A 16,094-nucleotide genomic window follows, 5' to 3' on the forward strand; every position below is an offset into this window, starting at 1 on the left:
GCATATGGGGCATATCAGAGGGCAAGGGCAGCATAGTGCGGTTCCCACGCCAAGGGCACGTCTGCTAACAGTTATTGCATGTGCGATGGTATTGGCTGTGGCGCTGGGCTTGGGAATCTGGTTGGGAACCAGCCAGCAGCATGCTCGTTTGGCGTCAACAAGTCAAGCACAGCAGAAGACGAGCGGTACCTCGCCATCTGAGCTTAACAAATCCCAGAGCGCTCCTACTCCGGTTGCCGAGCATCATGGTAATTCACCGGATTGCCCGGATCAGGATTGCATCGCGCTGTTGGTGAACGGTGATTTGCTGTTCCATGCCGGTTTGTGGAATCAATTCCGTGGTGCGAATATCAACGCAACTGATGGCACAGCGTTTAACTTCGACCCGCTATTCGAGCCGATGAAGCAGTACATTCAGGCATCGGATATCGCTGTATGCAACTTCGAGACTCCGATATCGCAGCGTGGCGGCCCTTACTCGGCATATCCGGTGTTCAATGTTCCGCCTGAAGTGGCGGACGCTGCCCGTAACGTGGGATATACCGCATGCACGCATGCCACCAATCATTCATGGGATCAAGGTGCGGATGGCATTGCCAGGCTCTGGGACACGCTTGAGGCGGACGGCATTGCACAAACCGGTTCCTATAAGACCGAGGAGGATTCGCTTAAACCACTGGTCATCGATTCTCCGACCGGCGGCGGCAAGCTCGGCCTGATTTCCGGAACGGTATCGTTGAACGGGCAGGTTGCGGATGCGGATTGGCGCGTCGATCGACTGCGTGACACGGACGATCCCCATCATGAGAGCGATATTCAACGCGCGGTGGATAAAGCGAACAAGGCGCGTGAACAGGGTGCCGATATCGTGGCCATCGCCATGCATTCCGTGGTGGAATACATTGATTATGCGGATTCCTGGCAGGTTACCGAGGCTCATGAGCTTGCGGACACTGGTGCTTTTGACGTGATTTACGGTGCTGGATGCCATTGCGCTCAGCCCATCGAAAACTATAACGGTACGTGGATTATCTATGGCCTGGGCAATGCGGTTACCGAAAACGCATCTGCTGAAACCATTGTGAACAATCAAGGTGTGACCGCTCGTATTCAGTTTGCCGGTAAGAAGGGCGTCAAAGGTTCTTGGCGCGTGAACCGTATCGATTGGTTGCCGACCGCGAATCAGCAGCAGGGCACGTACCGATGGTGTCCGATTTCCAGTGATCATCCAATAGGCACCTGTTGGTCGGAAAGTCAGGATGCTCAGGTGCGTCAGCGCATATGGAATGTCATCTACTCTATGGGCGCTGATCAGAACGTGGTACGCGAATGGAATCTGACTGAGGAGCACGCAGCTCAATCGAACAACTGAGGCTCTTGTTCGGGCAAGACAGTAGCGGGTTGAACCGCGCGTTCAACGTTGCCTGATCTGTTGTCTGCCATTGATTGCCGTGTGGGTTTCTCCCGCCGCCCGCCTAAGGTGGTGGCCATGACCGAGATTTTCGAAACGCAGCCTGAGCGTACCGATTTGCCGCTAGTGGTGATGCCTTCCGTATTGGAATCAATGATTGAACCCATCAAAGAGCATTTCCCTGCGCTCAACGATGTGGCTCGCGTGCGCATGTTCGAGGAGTTCACCTCGGATGAAGCCGTGATTGCCGAACGCGTCACCGATGCTGATGCGCTTCTTGTGGGCGGTTATCATATCTCGGATGATTTGCTGCACACGCTTAGCGAGCACAGTCATATCAAGTGCATTGTTTTCTGTGGCACCGGCGTAGCCAGCTATATCAATCTTGATCTGGCGCGTGAGCTGAAAATCCGTGTCTGCAATGCTGAGCATTACGGTGATCATGCTGTGGCTGAGCATACGTTTGCGCTCATGCTGGAGTTGGTGAGACGTACCGGACGATTGGATGCCGATGTTAAGGCTGGTAATTGGGCGTGGGCTGGTGGCGATGGTTTGCAGCTGGCCGGTCGCAAGCTTGGCATTATCGGACTTGGCGGCATTGGATCCACGGTGGCTGGCATTGCGCGTGCGTTTGGTATGCAGGTCAGCGCCTGGAATTCACATGTGCCAGTCGAACATTTCGAACGTTCTGGCGCTAAACCGGTTGACGATCTTAACGAGTTGATTGCGGATAGTGATATCGTTTCGGTTCACCTGCCGTTGAATAATGCCACCCGAGGCATTATCACTGCCGAAAACCTCGCGCATCTGAAACCAGGCACACTGTTCATCAACACCGCTCGTTCTGAAGTCATTGAATCCGGTGCCTTGCTCGCGCGCCTGAATAAAGGCGACATTCCAGCGGGGCTGGATGTTTTCGATCATGAGCCGCTTGCCGCTGCCGATCCCATCTGCCATGTGCCCGGCATTGTGCTCACCCCACACGTCGGATGGCGCACAGACGGTGCATTCAGGGAGCTCACCCGTCAGATGATTCAATGCCTAACCGCTTATTTTGCTGGTGAGGATTACAACGTCGTTGTTTCCGAACGTGGATGATCGCGCGAGACGATAACGCTTATGCAGACGATTCTGAACACTCCTGAAGCTCCCGCGCATGATGCGCTGGTCGAGAAGAAAAGCGAATTCATCGGCGATGCCGCGCATGTATCCTCGCTCGAGGAAGCCGTCGCTTTTGTCAACACCATTCGCGAGCAGCATCCCAAGGCTCGCCATGTGGCGTATGCCGCTATCTGCGGAGGTGCGGACGGCAGATTATCCGAACGCATGAGTGACGATGGTGAACCGTCCGGTACCGCAGGCAAGCCGATTCTCGATGTGCTCAAACAATCCGGTACCACCGACTGTGTGGTGGCGGTAACCCGTTATTTCGGCGGTATTCTGCTTGGTTCAGGCGGTTTGGTTCGTGCGTATTCATCTGCCGCATCATTGGCGATGAAAGCGGCGCAAGTGGCGCATATTATGACCGCGCAGCGTTATCGAGTTCGCTTGGAATATCCGCAGCTTGCCAGATTCCAACAGTTGTTGGCTCAAGTCGATGGCAGTCAGGAAGACGAAAAGTACACGATGAATGTAGAACTGACTGCAGTTGTGCCGCTCGAATCCACTGCCCGATTTGAAGACCGTGTGCGGGAAGCATTCAATGCCGCAGTGGTACCTGATCTTTTGGATCGCATCAACATCCCCGTACCTGTACAAGCCTGAGTATTACTAAGCTGGAGAACTATGACTGACCAGAATGAGAACGAACAGCAGCCTGCAGATGATGCCTCTACGGCAGAGGCTAAGACCTTCGAGCCATTGACCGTTGCGTATGAGCGTCTGCGTCATTCCACCGACTCTGCTGAACTTTCCGAATTCGCCCGTCGCCCTCTGCCGGATCGATCCAATCAGGCCGCATTCTCTCGTGCGACCGCACTGCTTGAAGCAGTGGCAGGCAACCGCCACACCCCTGTGGAAGACCGTGTCTTTCTCGCCACCACCATGCCGTTCCCGAATGTGCTAGTCAAACTTTCCGAAGATCCTGAGGCTTCGGTACGTCAGGCTGTGGCCTCCAACGAAGATGATAAGAACTGGCTGGTAGGGCGTTTGACCAAGGACCCGGTACCTGCGGTACGGGACCATGCATTGCGCAACAAGCGCACGAGTTGGAAAATGCGACTCGAAGGTGCTCAGGATCCAAATGCCGATGCCGAGACTCTTGATTATCTCGGTGCACTGGGTATCGAACTTGAGGAAGGCGCTCCGGCCGTCCTTGCGTCAATGGTTCGTCGAGCAGTGGCATTGAACCCAAATACTTCTGCGGACATGTTGAAGAAATTGGCCAACGACCCCTCTCAAGAGGTTCGTAATGCCATTGCAGAGCGGTAAATCATGCAAATCAATTGAATAACAGGGAAATTTCGTCTCATTGACCCATTTGCATTACAGTGTGGCGCGCGTAAAGGGCGTTAGACTGGGGCTATGAGTGAGAACACCGAGAATGAAGAGCGGCTGGCACGCCCGCTGATTCGTCTGGCCAAATTGGTCGGCATCGGAACCAGTTACGTGGGCATGAGCCATGATTATCATGAAATCGACGATGAAGTCCTGATTGAAATACTAGCCGCTCTGGGCATTGAGGCCCGAGATGAAGATAGTCAAGATGCTGCCATCAGGCGCATCCTGAAAGAACGTTATTCCAGACTGGTAGCCCCCACGGTGCTGCATACCGCAGGCGTGGAAGACCAGGTGCTGGTGAACACTGGAATTCTGGAGACTCCTAGTGCCACCATCACATTGGAAAATGGCGAAACTTATACCGGCACCGTGGGTGTTGGTCCAGGTGATGGTTCACAGGCTTTTGATCTTGGTGACCGTTTCGTTTCTACGGCGGCGCTGATTATTCCTGCCGATGTGCCGGTCGGATACCATAAGCTGCACGTTACGGTTGGAAACCGCACGCAGGATGCCACGCTGATCAGTGCACCCAGCAAGGTGGATCTCATCGATCCTATGAAGAACGGCAGCTTGTGGGGCTGGATGGCTCAGCTGTATTCGATTCGCTCCTCCGGTTCTTGGGGCGTGGGCGATTACGAAGATTTGAAGGCCATGCTGGTCGATGCCAAGAAGAAGACCGGTGCCGACTTTATTCTCATTAACCCGGTCCATGCGGCCGAACCGGTTTCTCCGCTCACTCCATCCCCCTATTTGCCAGTAAGCCGCAGACTGGTGAACTTTACGTACATCCGTCCGGAGTCAGTGCCGGAATATGCGTCGCTGCCGGCTGAGGCCAAGCAGCAGGTGGATGCGTTGCATGCTGATGTGGAACCACTGAACGGTGATTCCCAGCTCATCGATCGTGATGCGATGTGGCGTAGCAAGATGCATGCCCTGTGGATTATCTTCAAAGCTGGTCGTACCGCTGAACGTCAAGCCGCTTTTGACGAGTTCAAGGCCAACAGTGGTTCCGATTTGGAAGCATATGCCACCTGGTGCCTGTGCTATGACAAGTGGGGCGCTCCTACCGATGACAAGAATGGCTGGGAGCAGGCGCTGAATCGTGATTCTCAGGAGATTGCCAACCTGAAGAATCAGTTCCCGGACACTCTGGACTTCTACCGTTGGCTGGAATGGAATGCCGCGGAACAGTTGGCCGCCGCCCAGCAAGCCGCCAAGGATGCTGGTATGCATATCGGCATCATGTCTGATATGGCGGTTGGCGTTCACCCATATGGTGCCGATGTGTGGTGGAATCCAGAGCGTTTTGCCAAGGGAGCCACGGTCGGTGCGCCGCCGGATATGTTCAACCAGCAGGGCCAGAATTGGAGTCAGCCGCCGCTGAGCCCGCTTGATCTTGAAGCCACCGGATATCAGACCTACCGCAATATGGTGCACGATATGTTCGCCCGTGCAGGTGCTGTGCGTATCGACCATATTTTGGGTCTGTTCCGTCTGTGGTGGATTCCGGAAGGTCATTCCGCAATGGATGGTGCCTACGTGTACTACAACTCGAACATTATGCTTGGCATTCTGGCGATTGAGGCCTCCCGTGCCAATGGTGTGGTGGTCGGCGAAGATTTGGGCGTGGTGCCTGAATATGTTGCTGATTCGCTCGCTGGGCACGGTATTCTTGGCTGCGCTGTGGAATGGTTCGAACAATACGATGGTGTGTTCCGCAAGCCGTCCGAGTACCGTCCGTACGCTTTGGCTTCGGTGAACACTCATGATTTGCCGCCGGCTGCAGGCTACCTCGAATACGAGCATGTGAAGATTCGCGAACGTCTGGGTCTGCTGACCGGTCCGGCTGAAGAGTTTGAGGCTTCGGCCAGGGCTGAGCAGGATTCCATGATTGCCATGCTGGTTGATCAGGGTTATCTTGACCCTGCATATGCTGAAGACCGTGAAGCTCACGAGGCGCAGATCGTGGACGCACTGTACCGCGCACTGAAGGGTGCACCGTGCAAGTTGTTCGCCGCTTCCATCACGGATGCCGTGGGGGAGAAGCGCGCACAGAATCAGCCTGGTACGAACAATGAGTACCCGAACTGGCGTATCCCGTTGGCGGATGCCAAGGGCAATGTGGTGCCGCTTGAGTCCATCTTTGACACCCCAGGAGCCCAACGTTTCGCCCAGATCTTCAATAGCTGATTTGTAATACTCTGGGTATTCGTCTCATTGCCGGCGCTGATTGCATTCCAATCACAGCGCCGGCATTTTTTGACCGTTTCTAACCGTTCTGACTGTAGGTTTTTGAACACCGACTGTAGGAATATGAACACCGACTGTAGGTTTTTGAACGAAAAACGTTGGAAATCCTACAGTCAGTATTCAAAAACCTACAGTCAAGGTTTATGGATGGCGCGGAATCGGCGCGCATAGGTGCGTATTGCGGCCGGCGTGTGAAATGTCAGTAGTGGCGATATACTAGTGGATTGTTGTGTTTCCCTAAGGGGTCCTTCAAAGCGCTATCCCACTCGCCATCGAGGACTTTCAGGGAGCCCACGGATAATGAGGTTCAACGCTTTTTGGATGCGGTCCTAACCAAACCACGCCAAGCAGCCGAGACCCGGAACACAATATATAGAAAAGGTACTCCAGTGAAAACTTTCACTCCGAAGCCAGCTGATCTGACTCACGACTGGTACATCGTCGACGCCACCGACGTGGTGCTGGGCCGTCTTGCCTCCCAGGTTGCAACCCTGCTGCGCGGCAAGAACAAGCCGACCTACGCTCCGCACGCTGATCTCGGCGATTACGTCATCGTCATCAACGCCGACAAGATCGCTCTCACCGGCAACAAGATGGGCAAGGAACTTTACTCTCACTCCGGTCGTCCCGGCGGTCTGCGTCGTGACTCCTACGCCGAGCTGCTTGAGAACAACCCTGAGCGCATCATCAAGGCCGCTGTCAAGGGCATGCTGCCGAAGAACCGTCTGGCAAAGGTGCAGCTTGATCGTCTCCGCGTCTTCCGCGGTGCCGAGCATCCGCACACCCCGCAGCAGCCGAAGACCTTCGAGATCGCTCAGATCTCGCAGCAGGCCAAGTGAAACCTGAGAGGAGATAGATATCATGGCTGAAAACACCAACGACTCCCAGGTTGTCGAGACCGAAGAGGAGCTCACCAACTACACCACCGAGACCAACGCTGGCGCTGGCACCGGCACTTCCGCTATCGAGCCGGGCTACGGCACCGGTCGTCGTAAGGAAGCTGTCGCCCGTGTCCGTCTGGTTCCGGGCACTGGCAAGTGGACCATCAACGGCCGCACCCTGGAGGAGTACTTCCCCTCCAAGCTGCTGCAGCGTGAGGTCAACTCCCCGATCGTTCTGCTCAAGCTCGAAGGCAAGTTCGACGCTATCGTCCTCGTTGACGGTGGCGGCACCACCGGCCAGGCCGGCGCTATCCGCCTCGGCGTTGCCCGCGCTCTGAACGCCATCGATCGTGATGCTAACCGCGCTACCTTGAAGAAGGCTGGCTTCCTGACTCGCGACTCTCGTGTCGTCGAGCGCAAGAAGGCTGGTCTGCACAAGGCACGTCGCGCACCGCAGTTCTCCAAGCGTTAATTTCGCTACGAACTGTTTCTACCGAGCACAAAGAACCCCTCGTGGATTACCGCGAGGGGTTCTTTGTATATGTTGTGTATGCTGAAAACTCTCGATGTGCGCGGCATATACAAACAGTACGCCGCACACATCGAGGTCAGTTCTGAACCTGCTTCATAAGAGTGATGCTCAATGACGGCATCGTCCACACATTGGAGCCATCAGAACTATCGGTTGCGGCCACAGGCTTGTCATTGTTGACAATCTCTGCAGAAGAACGTCCAACGGCATTAAGCGCCTCAGTTACACGCAGCAGCTGCTCAGTTTCCAGCAACTTTTGGTCTTGGTCTTGCGAAGCGTCCTTCTTGGCAGCAGCAGTGCCGGTTTTCTTGGTCACTGGGAATTCTGCAGTCTGTGTGGATTCCTCGTCGCTTGTTCGAGTAGTATGCGACTGCACGGATCGCGGCTGGCTGCTTGGAACGGTAGCCTCGTCATTGTTGCCCTGCGCGGTGGCGGCAGCCTTTGCCCTCGCTTCTTCGGCCAAGCGTCGCACGGTCTCATCGGCGTTCTGCACATGCTGCATCCAGACACTGATATCCTCGACGTCATGGTCGGCAATAATATGGCCATTTTGACCTGGCCACAGGCCATTGACCTCAGCCGAGCACCACTTGGGAATCCATGTGCTGTCGCTGGGCAAATGGAAGTCACGATTCTCGGCCACGCCGTTCACCACAATGCATACGTCCACTTCTGTGTTGGAAAGCAGACGCATTGTGAAGCTGCGGATACCAAGATCGAACCAATCACGTTCAACAGGCGAGGAGCCATCGGGAAGGAACCATTTCACACGGCTGGAAGGCTTGAGCAAGCCAAGCTGAGTGAGTCGGGTGAAGAAGTCCTCATGATGGTACAAATCCAACGATTTACGAAGCGATACCAGATGGGAAACCGTCTCCAAACGCCGCATTTCACGGGTCTTTTGCGGCGAATACAGCCAATCCCAGTTCAACCAGGTCAGCTCATTGTCTTGGCAGTAAGCATTATTGTTGCCGTCCTGGGTATTACGGAATTCGTCGCCTGCAAGCATCATTGGGGTACCCAGCGAGAGCAGCAGCATGCCAGTGAGGTTCATGGCGGCCTGCTCGCGTGCGGCAATGATTTCAGGCTCGGTCGTTACGCCTTCCACGCCAAAGTTGGCAGAATGGTTATTGGAGGAACCATCATTGTTATGTTCGCCGTTGGCCTCATTGTGCTTGGAGCGATATCGCGTCAAATCAGTCAGTGTGAAGCCGTCGTGGCAGGACACAAAGTTGATGGATGCCGTAGCGCCGCGTCCCGGATCAGTAGCATAGAGGTCAGCCGAACCGCACAGACGCGTGGCCATCTCCTGCAGACTGGTACGGCCGTAATCCATGCTGCCGTCAACATCTTCGAGCCAGAAGGTGCGGGCTGTATCACGGAAGCGGTCGTTCCATTCAGCGAACGGGATGCCGAACTGGCCGGTACGCCAGCCAAGGTTGCCCAAATCCCAGGGCTCCATAATGAGCTTCAAATTACCGAGCAACAGATCGGAACGCAGTGCGTAGAGGAACGGATGATGCTGTGTGAACTCGCCGTTCAGTCGGGCCAAAGTAACGCCCAAATCGAAACGGAATCCATCAATGCCAATGCGCTTGGCCCAATAGCGGAGCGAATCTACAGCAAACGTCACCACATGGGTGTTGGTGAAGTCGAATGTATTGCCACAGCCGGTAGTATCTTCCAAACGCCCGGCGTTGGACTTCTGATGGCGGTAGTAGGCCAAATCATCCAGACCACGCCAGCACACGGTCGGGCCTTCCACGCCGCCTTCACAGGTGTGGTTGTACACCACATCCATAATCACCTCAAAGCCGGCTTCATGCAGTGCACGCACCATGTCGATGACTTCCTGGCGTACAGCTGTGGCACCCTTTTCTTGCGCGGCTTTAGTGGCGTAAGTCGGTTCGGGGGAGAAGTAGCTTAAGGTTGAGTAGCCCCAATAGTTCTTGCGGCCGTGCTCCTGAAGGAAGAGCTCATCCTGCTTAGCTTGGATTGGCAGCAGCTCGATGGAGGTAACTCCCAAGTTCTGCAAGTAAGCCAATGTGATGGGATGCGCAAGGCCCGCATAGGTGCCACGAAGTTCCTCGGGCAGCCACGGCGCATTGGCGGTGAAGCCTTTGACATGCATCTCGTAAATCACGGTTTTACGCCACGGCACATGCGGATGATCCGGGTCGCCTTCGTGCTTATGCACATCGCGGTCATCAATGGCCACAGACACCGGCACGTGACCCAGTGAATCGATGGTGCTCATCGCACCATACGCTGAGCCGATAACCTTTCGATCCTGCACCGCGCATTGATAGGAGAAGGCGGCAGGATCAAGATTCATGGAGCCTTCAATACCCTTGCCATAAGGGTCAAGCAGGAACTTGTATGGATTGAAGCGCACACCGTGCTTCGGGTCCCATGCGCCGTCCACGCGGTAGCCGTATTGCATGCCATCCCACGCCTTGGGCAGATGCACATACCACAGGCCGTAATTGGGGCCGGTCATGCGGAACAAAGTCTCGCGTAAATACAAATGTTCCAGAATGCGTGTGCAGACCGGAAACTCATGGATTTGCTGAATAAACGACGTATTCGGATCTGAAAACAGGCGAATGGCGTCTTGGAAGAACGCGCTGGGCTTATCGATTGGCTCAAGCACGCAGAGCCATACCTGATCGGCGGTTTCTGAACGGACCACGACGTCCGCTCCACCGTCATCGGTGAAGTACAAACCTGGGCGGGTGGCATAACGATGCAACGGTGGATTTCTCATACACCCATTGTAGGCGTGGGCCAAGGCGTACGGTCGATTGAGCTGTTATGGTCATATGTTGTCGTATTCTTGAGTATGCCTGAGTATGCCGCAGTTCATGTTCAAAGGAGAGCACTATGGCCAAGCCGATGACCGCATTCACCACTGATTTACAGCATTCCGGTATGCCGACTGAGCATTTGGATGAGACCATCGAGTTTTATACCAAGGTGCTCGGATTTGAACTGCTTGGCGTATTTCCGAATGGAGACAATCGCTGTGCGTTCTTGAAGTACGGTCATTTGACCATTGAAACGTGGGAGGGTGATCCGGCACCGGGCATTGCAGGTGCGATTAACCATTGGGCTTTTGATACGCCTGATATTGAAGCGGCTTGGGCAAATGCTCAGGAGTTGGGCCTCAAATGCCGGGAAACCGAGATTCAATCCATTCCGACATTCTGGGAACATGGTATTCGGTATTTCAATGTGTTTGGGCCCAATGGTGAAACCATCGAGTTCTGTCAGATTGTGAAGTGACTGGAGAATAGTTCGTTGAGATACTGCTGAGAGTATCGTAATGCGGCGCCGATGATGTCTTGGTCTTCGGCGCCGCAGCTTTTCCGTACAGTAAAATGCTCGGTGCCAAATGGGCTGCGTTGAACGATTCGATTGCGTAATTCATCGATTTCGACATCGGACAACAATGCTGCAGCCTCCCCACCTATGATGACATCTCCTGCAACGATGGACCGCGCGTTTACGATGGCTTGTGCTACATAATCAAGCCATTGGCTCATGCGCTCGCGATGATGCCGCTCACCTTGTTCAAGCACGCTGAAGAAGCCAGGAATGCTTTCGTAATCCTCCGGTAAGGTCTCCAGCGAGCAGTATGTATCCATGCATCCTAGCTGACCGCAGTAGCAGGGACGGCCGTTTGGTACAAGAATCATATGTTCGATGGTGCCGTTGCATTGATTGGCGCCCTGATGCAATTTACCGTCGATAATCAACGCTCCGCCTGGTCTGCGATCAAGATAGAGACAGAGAGCGTCTTGTATGCTGGGGTCGAGCCACAGTTCAGACATGGCAGATGCGTCTGAATCATGAATCATCAGGCACGGGTGATGCACTGATTGGGCAAGAGTGCTGAGCGTGAGACCGGTATTGCCCATGACTGGGCCAAATGTTACCGATGCGCCATCTGGGGAGATAATGCCGCGGATAGAAAAAGCGACTCCCAGTACGTTGCCGAATTTTCGTTCGATGTCGGCAGCGAAGTTATCGATGATGCCGCCAATGCGCTGGTAATAGATATTGGAATTGCGGTACAGAAGCGCGGTGTTGCTTTGGGCGACCACTGTTCCGTAGAGGTTGACTGCGTATAGTCGCAGGTCGTGCGGGTACATGCCTACGCCGATGGCAATGCAATGATTGGGATTGAAATCATATCGCTGAGCTTTACGCCCGCCTGTGGAGTCCTGCAGATTGCCTTTGAGCGCGATGTTTGTTGATTCAAGGGCGCGAAGGTTCTGTGTGATGGTAGGCAAGCTGAGTCCGAGCTGTCGTTCAAGGTCTTGTTTGGTGGCGTATTTGTTGGTGTAGAGATATTGCGCGATGGCACTGCGGTTATGAGCCTTGACTTGAGTGGGCGGCAATGCCTTCATAATGTCCTCCATCGGGCTGATTTTCACAGTGCAATACGGTAACCAATCGAGCACGTTCTGCAAAGACGTGAGCAATCGTTGAAATTCCTGATATTACGAGCACTTATATAAACACGTTTTATGAAAATATGCAAGATGGGATAACTTTTAGAAAAGCACTTTTAAAAAGTTGCCGGGAAAGAGACTCGATGAGGTTGTGATATTTGCGATAAAACGCACAAAATCGCTCAAAAACCCTTGTTTTAGCCTGTTTTTTGCTTCAAATAGAACAGAAACTAACAAAATAGAGTCAAATATAAACATGAAACGCCGTCAATTTTGTGCGCATGCAGAGCTAAATACCCTTCGGTATATTGTGACTCAGGTCACAGCGACTGTGACACAACAGAATACTTTGCCAAACACCCCAAGTTAGATCGAGGAGGACCCACATTGGCAGAAGCAAAGAAGGTCGAAGCCACTAAGCCGACCCCGGAAGAGAAGCAGGCCGCAGCTGAGGCTGAGGTCAACGCGCTGGTTGAGAAGGCGCAGAAAGCACTGGTTGCTTTCGAAGATCTGGATCAGAAGCAGGTCGACCGCATCGTAGCTAAGGCATCCATTGCCGCCCTGAACAAGCATCTTGTGCTGGCCAAGATGGCCGTGGACGAGACCGGCCGTGGCCTCGTGGAAGATAAGGCCACCAAGAACATCTTCGCCTGTGAGCACGTCACCAACTACCTCGCCGGCCAGAAGACCGTTGGCATCATTCGCGAAGACGACGTAATGGGCATCGACGAAGTCGCCGAGCCTGTCGGTGTGGTCGCAGGCGTCACCCCGGTCACCAACCCGACCTCCACCGCCATCTTCAAGTCCCTGATTGCCCTGAAGACTCGTTGCCCAATCGTCTTCGGCTTTCACCCGGGTGCACAGAAGTGCTCCGTCGAAGCCGCCAAGATTGTGCGCGATGCCGCTATCGCAGCCGGTGCTCCTGAGAACTGTATTCAGTGGATTGAGCACCCGTCCATCGAAGCTACCGGCGCTCTGATGAAGCACCCGGGCGTGGCTACCATCCTCGCCACCGGTGGTCCGGGCATGGTCAAGGCTGCATACTCCTCCGGCAAGCCCGCCCTCGGTGTGGGTGCCGGCAACGCTCCGGCCTACGTCGACTCCGACGTGGACATCGTGCGTGCCGCCAATGATCTGGTGCTCTCCAAGCATTTCGATTACGGTATGATCTGCGCCACCGAGCAGGCCATCATCGCCCACAAGGATGTGTACGCTCCGCTCATCAAGGAGCTGAAGCTGCGCAAGGCTTACTTTGTCAACGCTGAGGAAAAGGCCAAGCTCGAGCAGTACATGTTCGGTTGCACCGCTGGTTCCGGCCAGACCCCGAAGCTCAACTCCGTGGTGCCGGGCAAGTCCCCGCAGTACATCGCCAAGGCCGCAGGCTTCGAAATCCCGGCAGACGCCACCATTCTGGCAGCCGAGTGCAAGGAAGTCTCCGACAACGAGCCGCTGACCCACGAGAAGCTCGCTCCGGTACAGGCCGTCCTGAAGGCCGACAACAAGGAGCAGGCTTTCGAAATGTGCGAGCAGATGCTTAAGCTCGGTGCCGGTCACACCGCAGCCATCCACACCAACAACCAGGAGCTCGTGCGCGAATACGGCGTTCGTATGCACGCCTGCCGCATCATCTGGAACCAGCCTTCCTCCCTCGGCGGCATCGGTGATATCTACAACTCCATCGCCCCGTCCCTGACCCTGGGCTGCGGCTCCTACGGCGGCAACTCGGTTTCCGGCAACGTTCAGGCCGTGAACCTCGTCAACATCAAGCGCATTGCTCGGAGGAACAACAACATGCAGTGGTTCAAGATCCCGCCGAAGACCTACTTCGAGCCGAACGCCATCAAGTACCTGCGTGACATGTACGGCATCGAGAAGGCCGTCATCGTGTGCGATAAGGTCATGGAACAGCTCGGTATCGTCGACAAGATCATCGACCAGCTGCGTGCACGCTCCAACCGCGTGACCTTCCGCATCATCGACTACGTCGAGCCGGAGCCTTCCGTCGAGACCGTCGAAAAGGGCGCCGAGATGATGCGCGAGGAATTCGAGCCAGACACCATCATCGCAGTCGGCGGTGGTTCCCCGATGGATGCCTCCAAGATCATGTGGCTGCTTTACGAGCACCCGGAAATCGCCTTCTCCGATGTGCGTGAGAAGTTCTTCGATATCCGCAAGCGCGCCTTCAAGATTCCGCCGCTGGGCAAGAAGGCCAAGCTCGTGTGCATCCCGACCTCTTCCGGCACCGGCTCCGAAGTGACTCCGTTCGCTGTGATCACCGATCACAAGACCGGCTACAAGTACCCGATCACCGACTACGCCCTGACCCCGTCCGTGGCCATCGTCGACCCGGTGCTGGCCCGCACCCAGCCGCGCAAGCTGGCTTCCGATGCCGGCTTCGATGCCCTGACCCACAGCTTCGAGGCTTACGTGTCCGTCTACGCCAACGACTTCACCGACGGCATGGCGCTGCACGCAGCCAAGCTCATCTGGGACAACCTGGCTGAGTCTGTCAACGGCGAGCCTGGCCTGGCCAAGACCAACGCTCAGGAGAAGATGCACAACGCCGCTACTATGGCCGGCATGGCATTCGGTTCCGCATTCCTCGGCATGTGCCACGGCATGGCCCACACCATCGGTGCTCTGTGCCACATCGCCCACGGCCGCACCAACTCCATCCTGCTGCCGTACGTGATTCGCTACAACGGTCAGATTCCGGAGGAACCTACCTCTTGGCCGAAGTACAACAAGTACATCGCACCGGAGCGTTACCAGGACATCGCCCGCAACCTCGGCATCGACACCGGCAAGACCCCGGCCGAAGCCGTTGAGAACCTGGCGAAGGCAGTCGAGGACTACCGCGACAACAAGCTCGGCATGAACAAGAGCTTCAAGGACTGCGGTGTGGACGAGGACTACTTCTGGAGCGTGCTTGACCAGATCGGCATGCGCGCCTACGAGGATCAGTGCACCCCGGCCAACCCGCGCATCCCGCTGATCAACGACATGAAGGACATCGCTGTGGCTGCATACTACGGCGTCTCCCAGGCCGAAGGTCACCAGATTCGCGTCGAGCGCGAAGGCGAGGCTGCCACTGAGGAAGCTTCTGAGCGCGCCTGATTGCAGATTCGTGCCTGACCGCCTATAGGTCATAAAAAGAGCCCGTCCATTTCGGACGGGCTTTCCTTGTTTTCGAAGAGATACTTATATCGCAATCAGTGCATTGGCAATAATGCAACCGAAAGCAATCAGACTAGTGAAGCATTCAGTAACGCCAACAATCACGGGCTTAATAGTGTGTTTGCGCGCAATCAACGGCAGTGCCATTGCGCGAATCAGCAGAATCACGCCTAATATCACCAGATACCAGCTCAGGCTTGCAGCAGCGATCCACCAAGCCAACAGAGCGATATGCCAAATCCAGGAAGCGGCCACATAGGAACGTTTGCCGCGTTCGCGAATCATCGTCTTCACAAACAGCACCGAGCCGAACTGGGTTGCGGCAAAGCACAGAGTCAGTACCAAGCCGGGGAGCGAAACCTGCGGAACGCTCGGCGAATTTGCTGCATAATGCAGTGCGATCATTGCCATCAAGCTTGCAGCAATCACGGCTGCGGCATTAGACCAGAGCGACCGCTCACGGCGGAACCATGCGCCGGCGAATGCCATCGCAGCCAATACCATATATATGGGAGCCCATGCGAGCACATCGATGTGCATTATCAAGAAGGGTGTGCCTACCGCGGCAAGAACAATGCAGTAACCAATAACCGGAGGCAAATATCGTGTCGCACAATGCGATTTCAGCCATCGAGCAGCAGCGAACTCGACGCAATAACACAATGCCCAGCACAGCAGAATCCACCAGCCGGCAATGCTTAGGGCAGCATCGGGTTTGGTGATTGACCACACTGAACCGCATATCGTACCTGCGAGCGCAGGCGCCAACGCCATCACCCAAGCACCCGGCTGATCGGGAATCCAGCCACGGGCGGTTGCACGTCGTATTCGTTGCGGTTGCGATTGCATGACGTGTTGGCGGCATGGGGGGATTGGTTCGCTCATAT

The 16,094-nt window shown here is 55.2% G+C and carries 12 protein-coding genes; 9 read left to right on the plus strand and 3 right to left on the minus strand.

Annotated features, from left to right (window positions below; all coding sequences use genetic code 11):
• Positions 1–85: 85 nt before the first annotated feature.
• The 7 genes from Tam1G_RS04980 to rpsI all read left to right on the plus strand — a co-directional run bounded on the left by Tam1G_RS04980 (position 86) and on the right by rpsI (position 7,513).
• Complete coding sequence (locus Tam1G_RS04980) at positions 86–1,372, plus strand: CapA family protein (RefSeq protein ID WP_423220481.1); 1,287 nt, start codon at positions 86–88, stop codon at positions 1,370–1,372.
• 117 nt (positions 1,373–1,489) lie between these two features.
• The gene (locus Tam1G_RS04985; protein WP_101625676.1) at positions 1,490–2,509 is read left to right on the plus strand and encodes a D-2-hydroxyacid dehydrogenase family protein; all 1,020 of its coding nucleotides are present in this window, start codon (positions 1,490–1,492) and stop codon (positions 2,507–2,509) included.
• Positions 2,510–2,530: 21 nt separating this feature from the next.
• Positions 2,531–3,175 carry an IMPACT family protein gene (locus Tam1G_RS04990; protein WP_033890535.1) on the plus strand — a complete coding sequence of 215 codons (645 nt, stop codon included), beginning with the start codon at positions 2,531–2,533 and terminating at the stop codon, positions 3,173–3,175.
• Positions 3,176–3,196: 21 nt separating this feature from the next.
• Entirely contained in the window at positions 3,197–3,841 is a 645-nt protein-coding gene (locus Tam1G_RS04995) for an AbrB family transcriptional regulator (protein ID WP_033890534.1), read from the plus strand.
• Positions 3,842–3,934: 93 nt separating this feature from the next.
• Positions 3,935–6,100 (plus strand): 4-alpha-glucanotransferase, encoded by a 2,166-nt coding sequence (malQ, locus tag Tam1G_RS05000; protein WP_033890533.1) that lies wholly within the window; start codon positions 3,935–3,937, stop codon positions 6,098–6,100.
• A gap of 449 nt (positions 6,101–6,549) precedes the next feature.
• Complete coding sequence (rplM, locus tag Tam1G_RS05005; RefSeq protein ID WP_033890532.1) at positions 6,550–6,999, plus strand: 50S ribosomal protein L13; 450 nt, start codon at positions 6,550–6,552, stop codon at positions 6,997–6,999.
• Positions 7,000–7,021: 22 nt separating this feature from the next.
• Complete coding sequence (gene rpsI / locus Tam1G_RS05010) at positions 7,022–7,513, plus strand: 30S ribosomal protein S9 (RefSeq protein WP_034534726.1); 492 nt, start codon at positions 7,022–7,024, stop codon at positions 7,511–7,513.
• 136 nt (positions 7,514–7,649) lie between these two features.
• Here the strand turns inward: rpsI and glgX are convergent, their stop codons facing one another.
• Entirely contained in the window at positions 7,650–10,340 is a 2,691-nt protein-coding gene (gene glgX / locus Tam1G_RS05015; RefSeq protein WP_101625677.1) for a glycogen debranching protein GlgX, read from the minus strand.
• Positions 10,341–10,456: 116 nt separating this feature from the next.
• Between glgX and Tam1G_RS05020 the strand changes: the two genes are divergently transcribed.
• On the plus strand, positions 10,457–10,858 hold the full coding sequence (locus Tam1G_RS05020; RefSeq protein ID WP_101625678.1) for a VOC family protein: 402 nt from the start codon (positions 10,457–10,459) through the stop codon (positions 10,856–10,858).
• Here Tam1G_RS05020 and Tam1G_RS05025 read toward each other — a convergent pair.
• Positions 10,843–11,985: an ROK family protein gene (locus Tam1G_RS05025; protein WP_101625679.1), complete on the minus strand. Its 1,143-nt coding sequence runs from the start codon at positions 11,983–11,985 to the stop codon at positions 10,843–10,845. The genes Tam1G_RS05020 and Tam1G_RS05025 overlap by 16 nt on opposite strands.
• A 432-nt stretch (positions 11,986–12,417) precedes the next feature.
• Here Tam1G_RS05025 and adhE point away from each other — a divergent pair, with 432 nt between their 5' ends.
• A complete protein-coding gene (adhE, locus tag Tam1G_RS05030; protein ID WP_101625680.1) occupies positions 12,418–15,147 on the plus strand; it encodes a bifunctional acetaldehyde-CoA/alcohol dehydrogenase in 2,730 nt (909 codons plus the stop codon).
• A gap of 84 nt (positions 15,148–15,231) precedes the next feature.
• Here adhE and Tam1G_RS05035 read toward each other — a convergent pair whose 3' ends face one another.
• Positions 15,232–16,092, minus strand: coding sequence for a YwiC-like family protein (locus Tam1G_RS05035; RefSeq protein ID WP_242689584.1), 861 nt, complete (start codon positions 16,090–16,092; stop codon positions 15,232–15,234).
• Positions 16,093–16,094: the final 2 nt, after the last annotated feature.

The sequence above is a fragment of the Bifidobacterium imperatoris genome (assembly GCF_002860405.1).
In the GTDB taxonomy this organism is placed as follows: Bacteria; Actinomycetota; Actinomycetes; order Actinomycetales; family Bifidobacteriaceae; genus Bifidobacterium; species Bifidobacterium imperatoris.

Coding starts and splice junctions, on each gene's coding strand:
- Tam1G_RS04980 (WP_423220481.1), top strand. CDS start 86: ATGGTATTGGCTGTGGCGCTGGGCTTGGGAATCTGGTTGGGAACCAGC.
- Tam1G_RS04985 (WP_101625676.1), top strand. CDS start 1,490: ATGACCGAGATTTTCGAAACGCAGCCTGAGCGTACCGATTTGCCGCTA.
- Tam1G_RS04990 (WP_033890535.1), top strand. CDS start 2,531: ATGCAGACGATTCTGAACACTCCTGAAGCTCCCGCGCATGATGCGCTG.
- Tam1G_RS04995 (WP_033890534.1), top strand. CDS start 3,197: ATGACTGACCAGAATGAGAACGAACAGCAGCCTGCAGATGATGCCTCT.
- malQ (WP_033890533.1), top strand. CDS start 3,935: ATGAGTGAGAACACCGAGAATGAAGAGCGGCTGGCACGCCCGCTGATT.
- rpsI (WP_034534726.1), top strand. CDS start 7,022: ATGGCTGAAAACACCAACGACTCCCAGGTTGTCGAGACCGAAGAGGAG.
- glgX (WP_101625677.1), bottom strand. CDS start 10,340: ATGAGAAATCCACCGTTGCATCGTTATGCCACCCGCCCAGGTTTGTAC.
- Tam1G_RS05020 (WP_101625678.1), top strand. CDS start 10,457: ATGGCCAAGCCGATGACCGCATTCACCACTGATTTACAGCATTCCGGT.
- Tam1G_RS05025 (WP_101625679.1), bottom strand. CDS start 11,985: ATGAAGGCATTGCCGCCCACTCAAGTCAAGGCTCATAACCGCAGTGCC.
- Tam1G_RS05035 (WP_242689584.1), bottom strand. CDS start 16,092: ATGAGCGAACCAATCCCCCCATGCCGCCAACACGTCATGCAATCGCAA.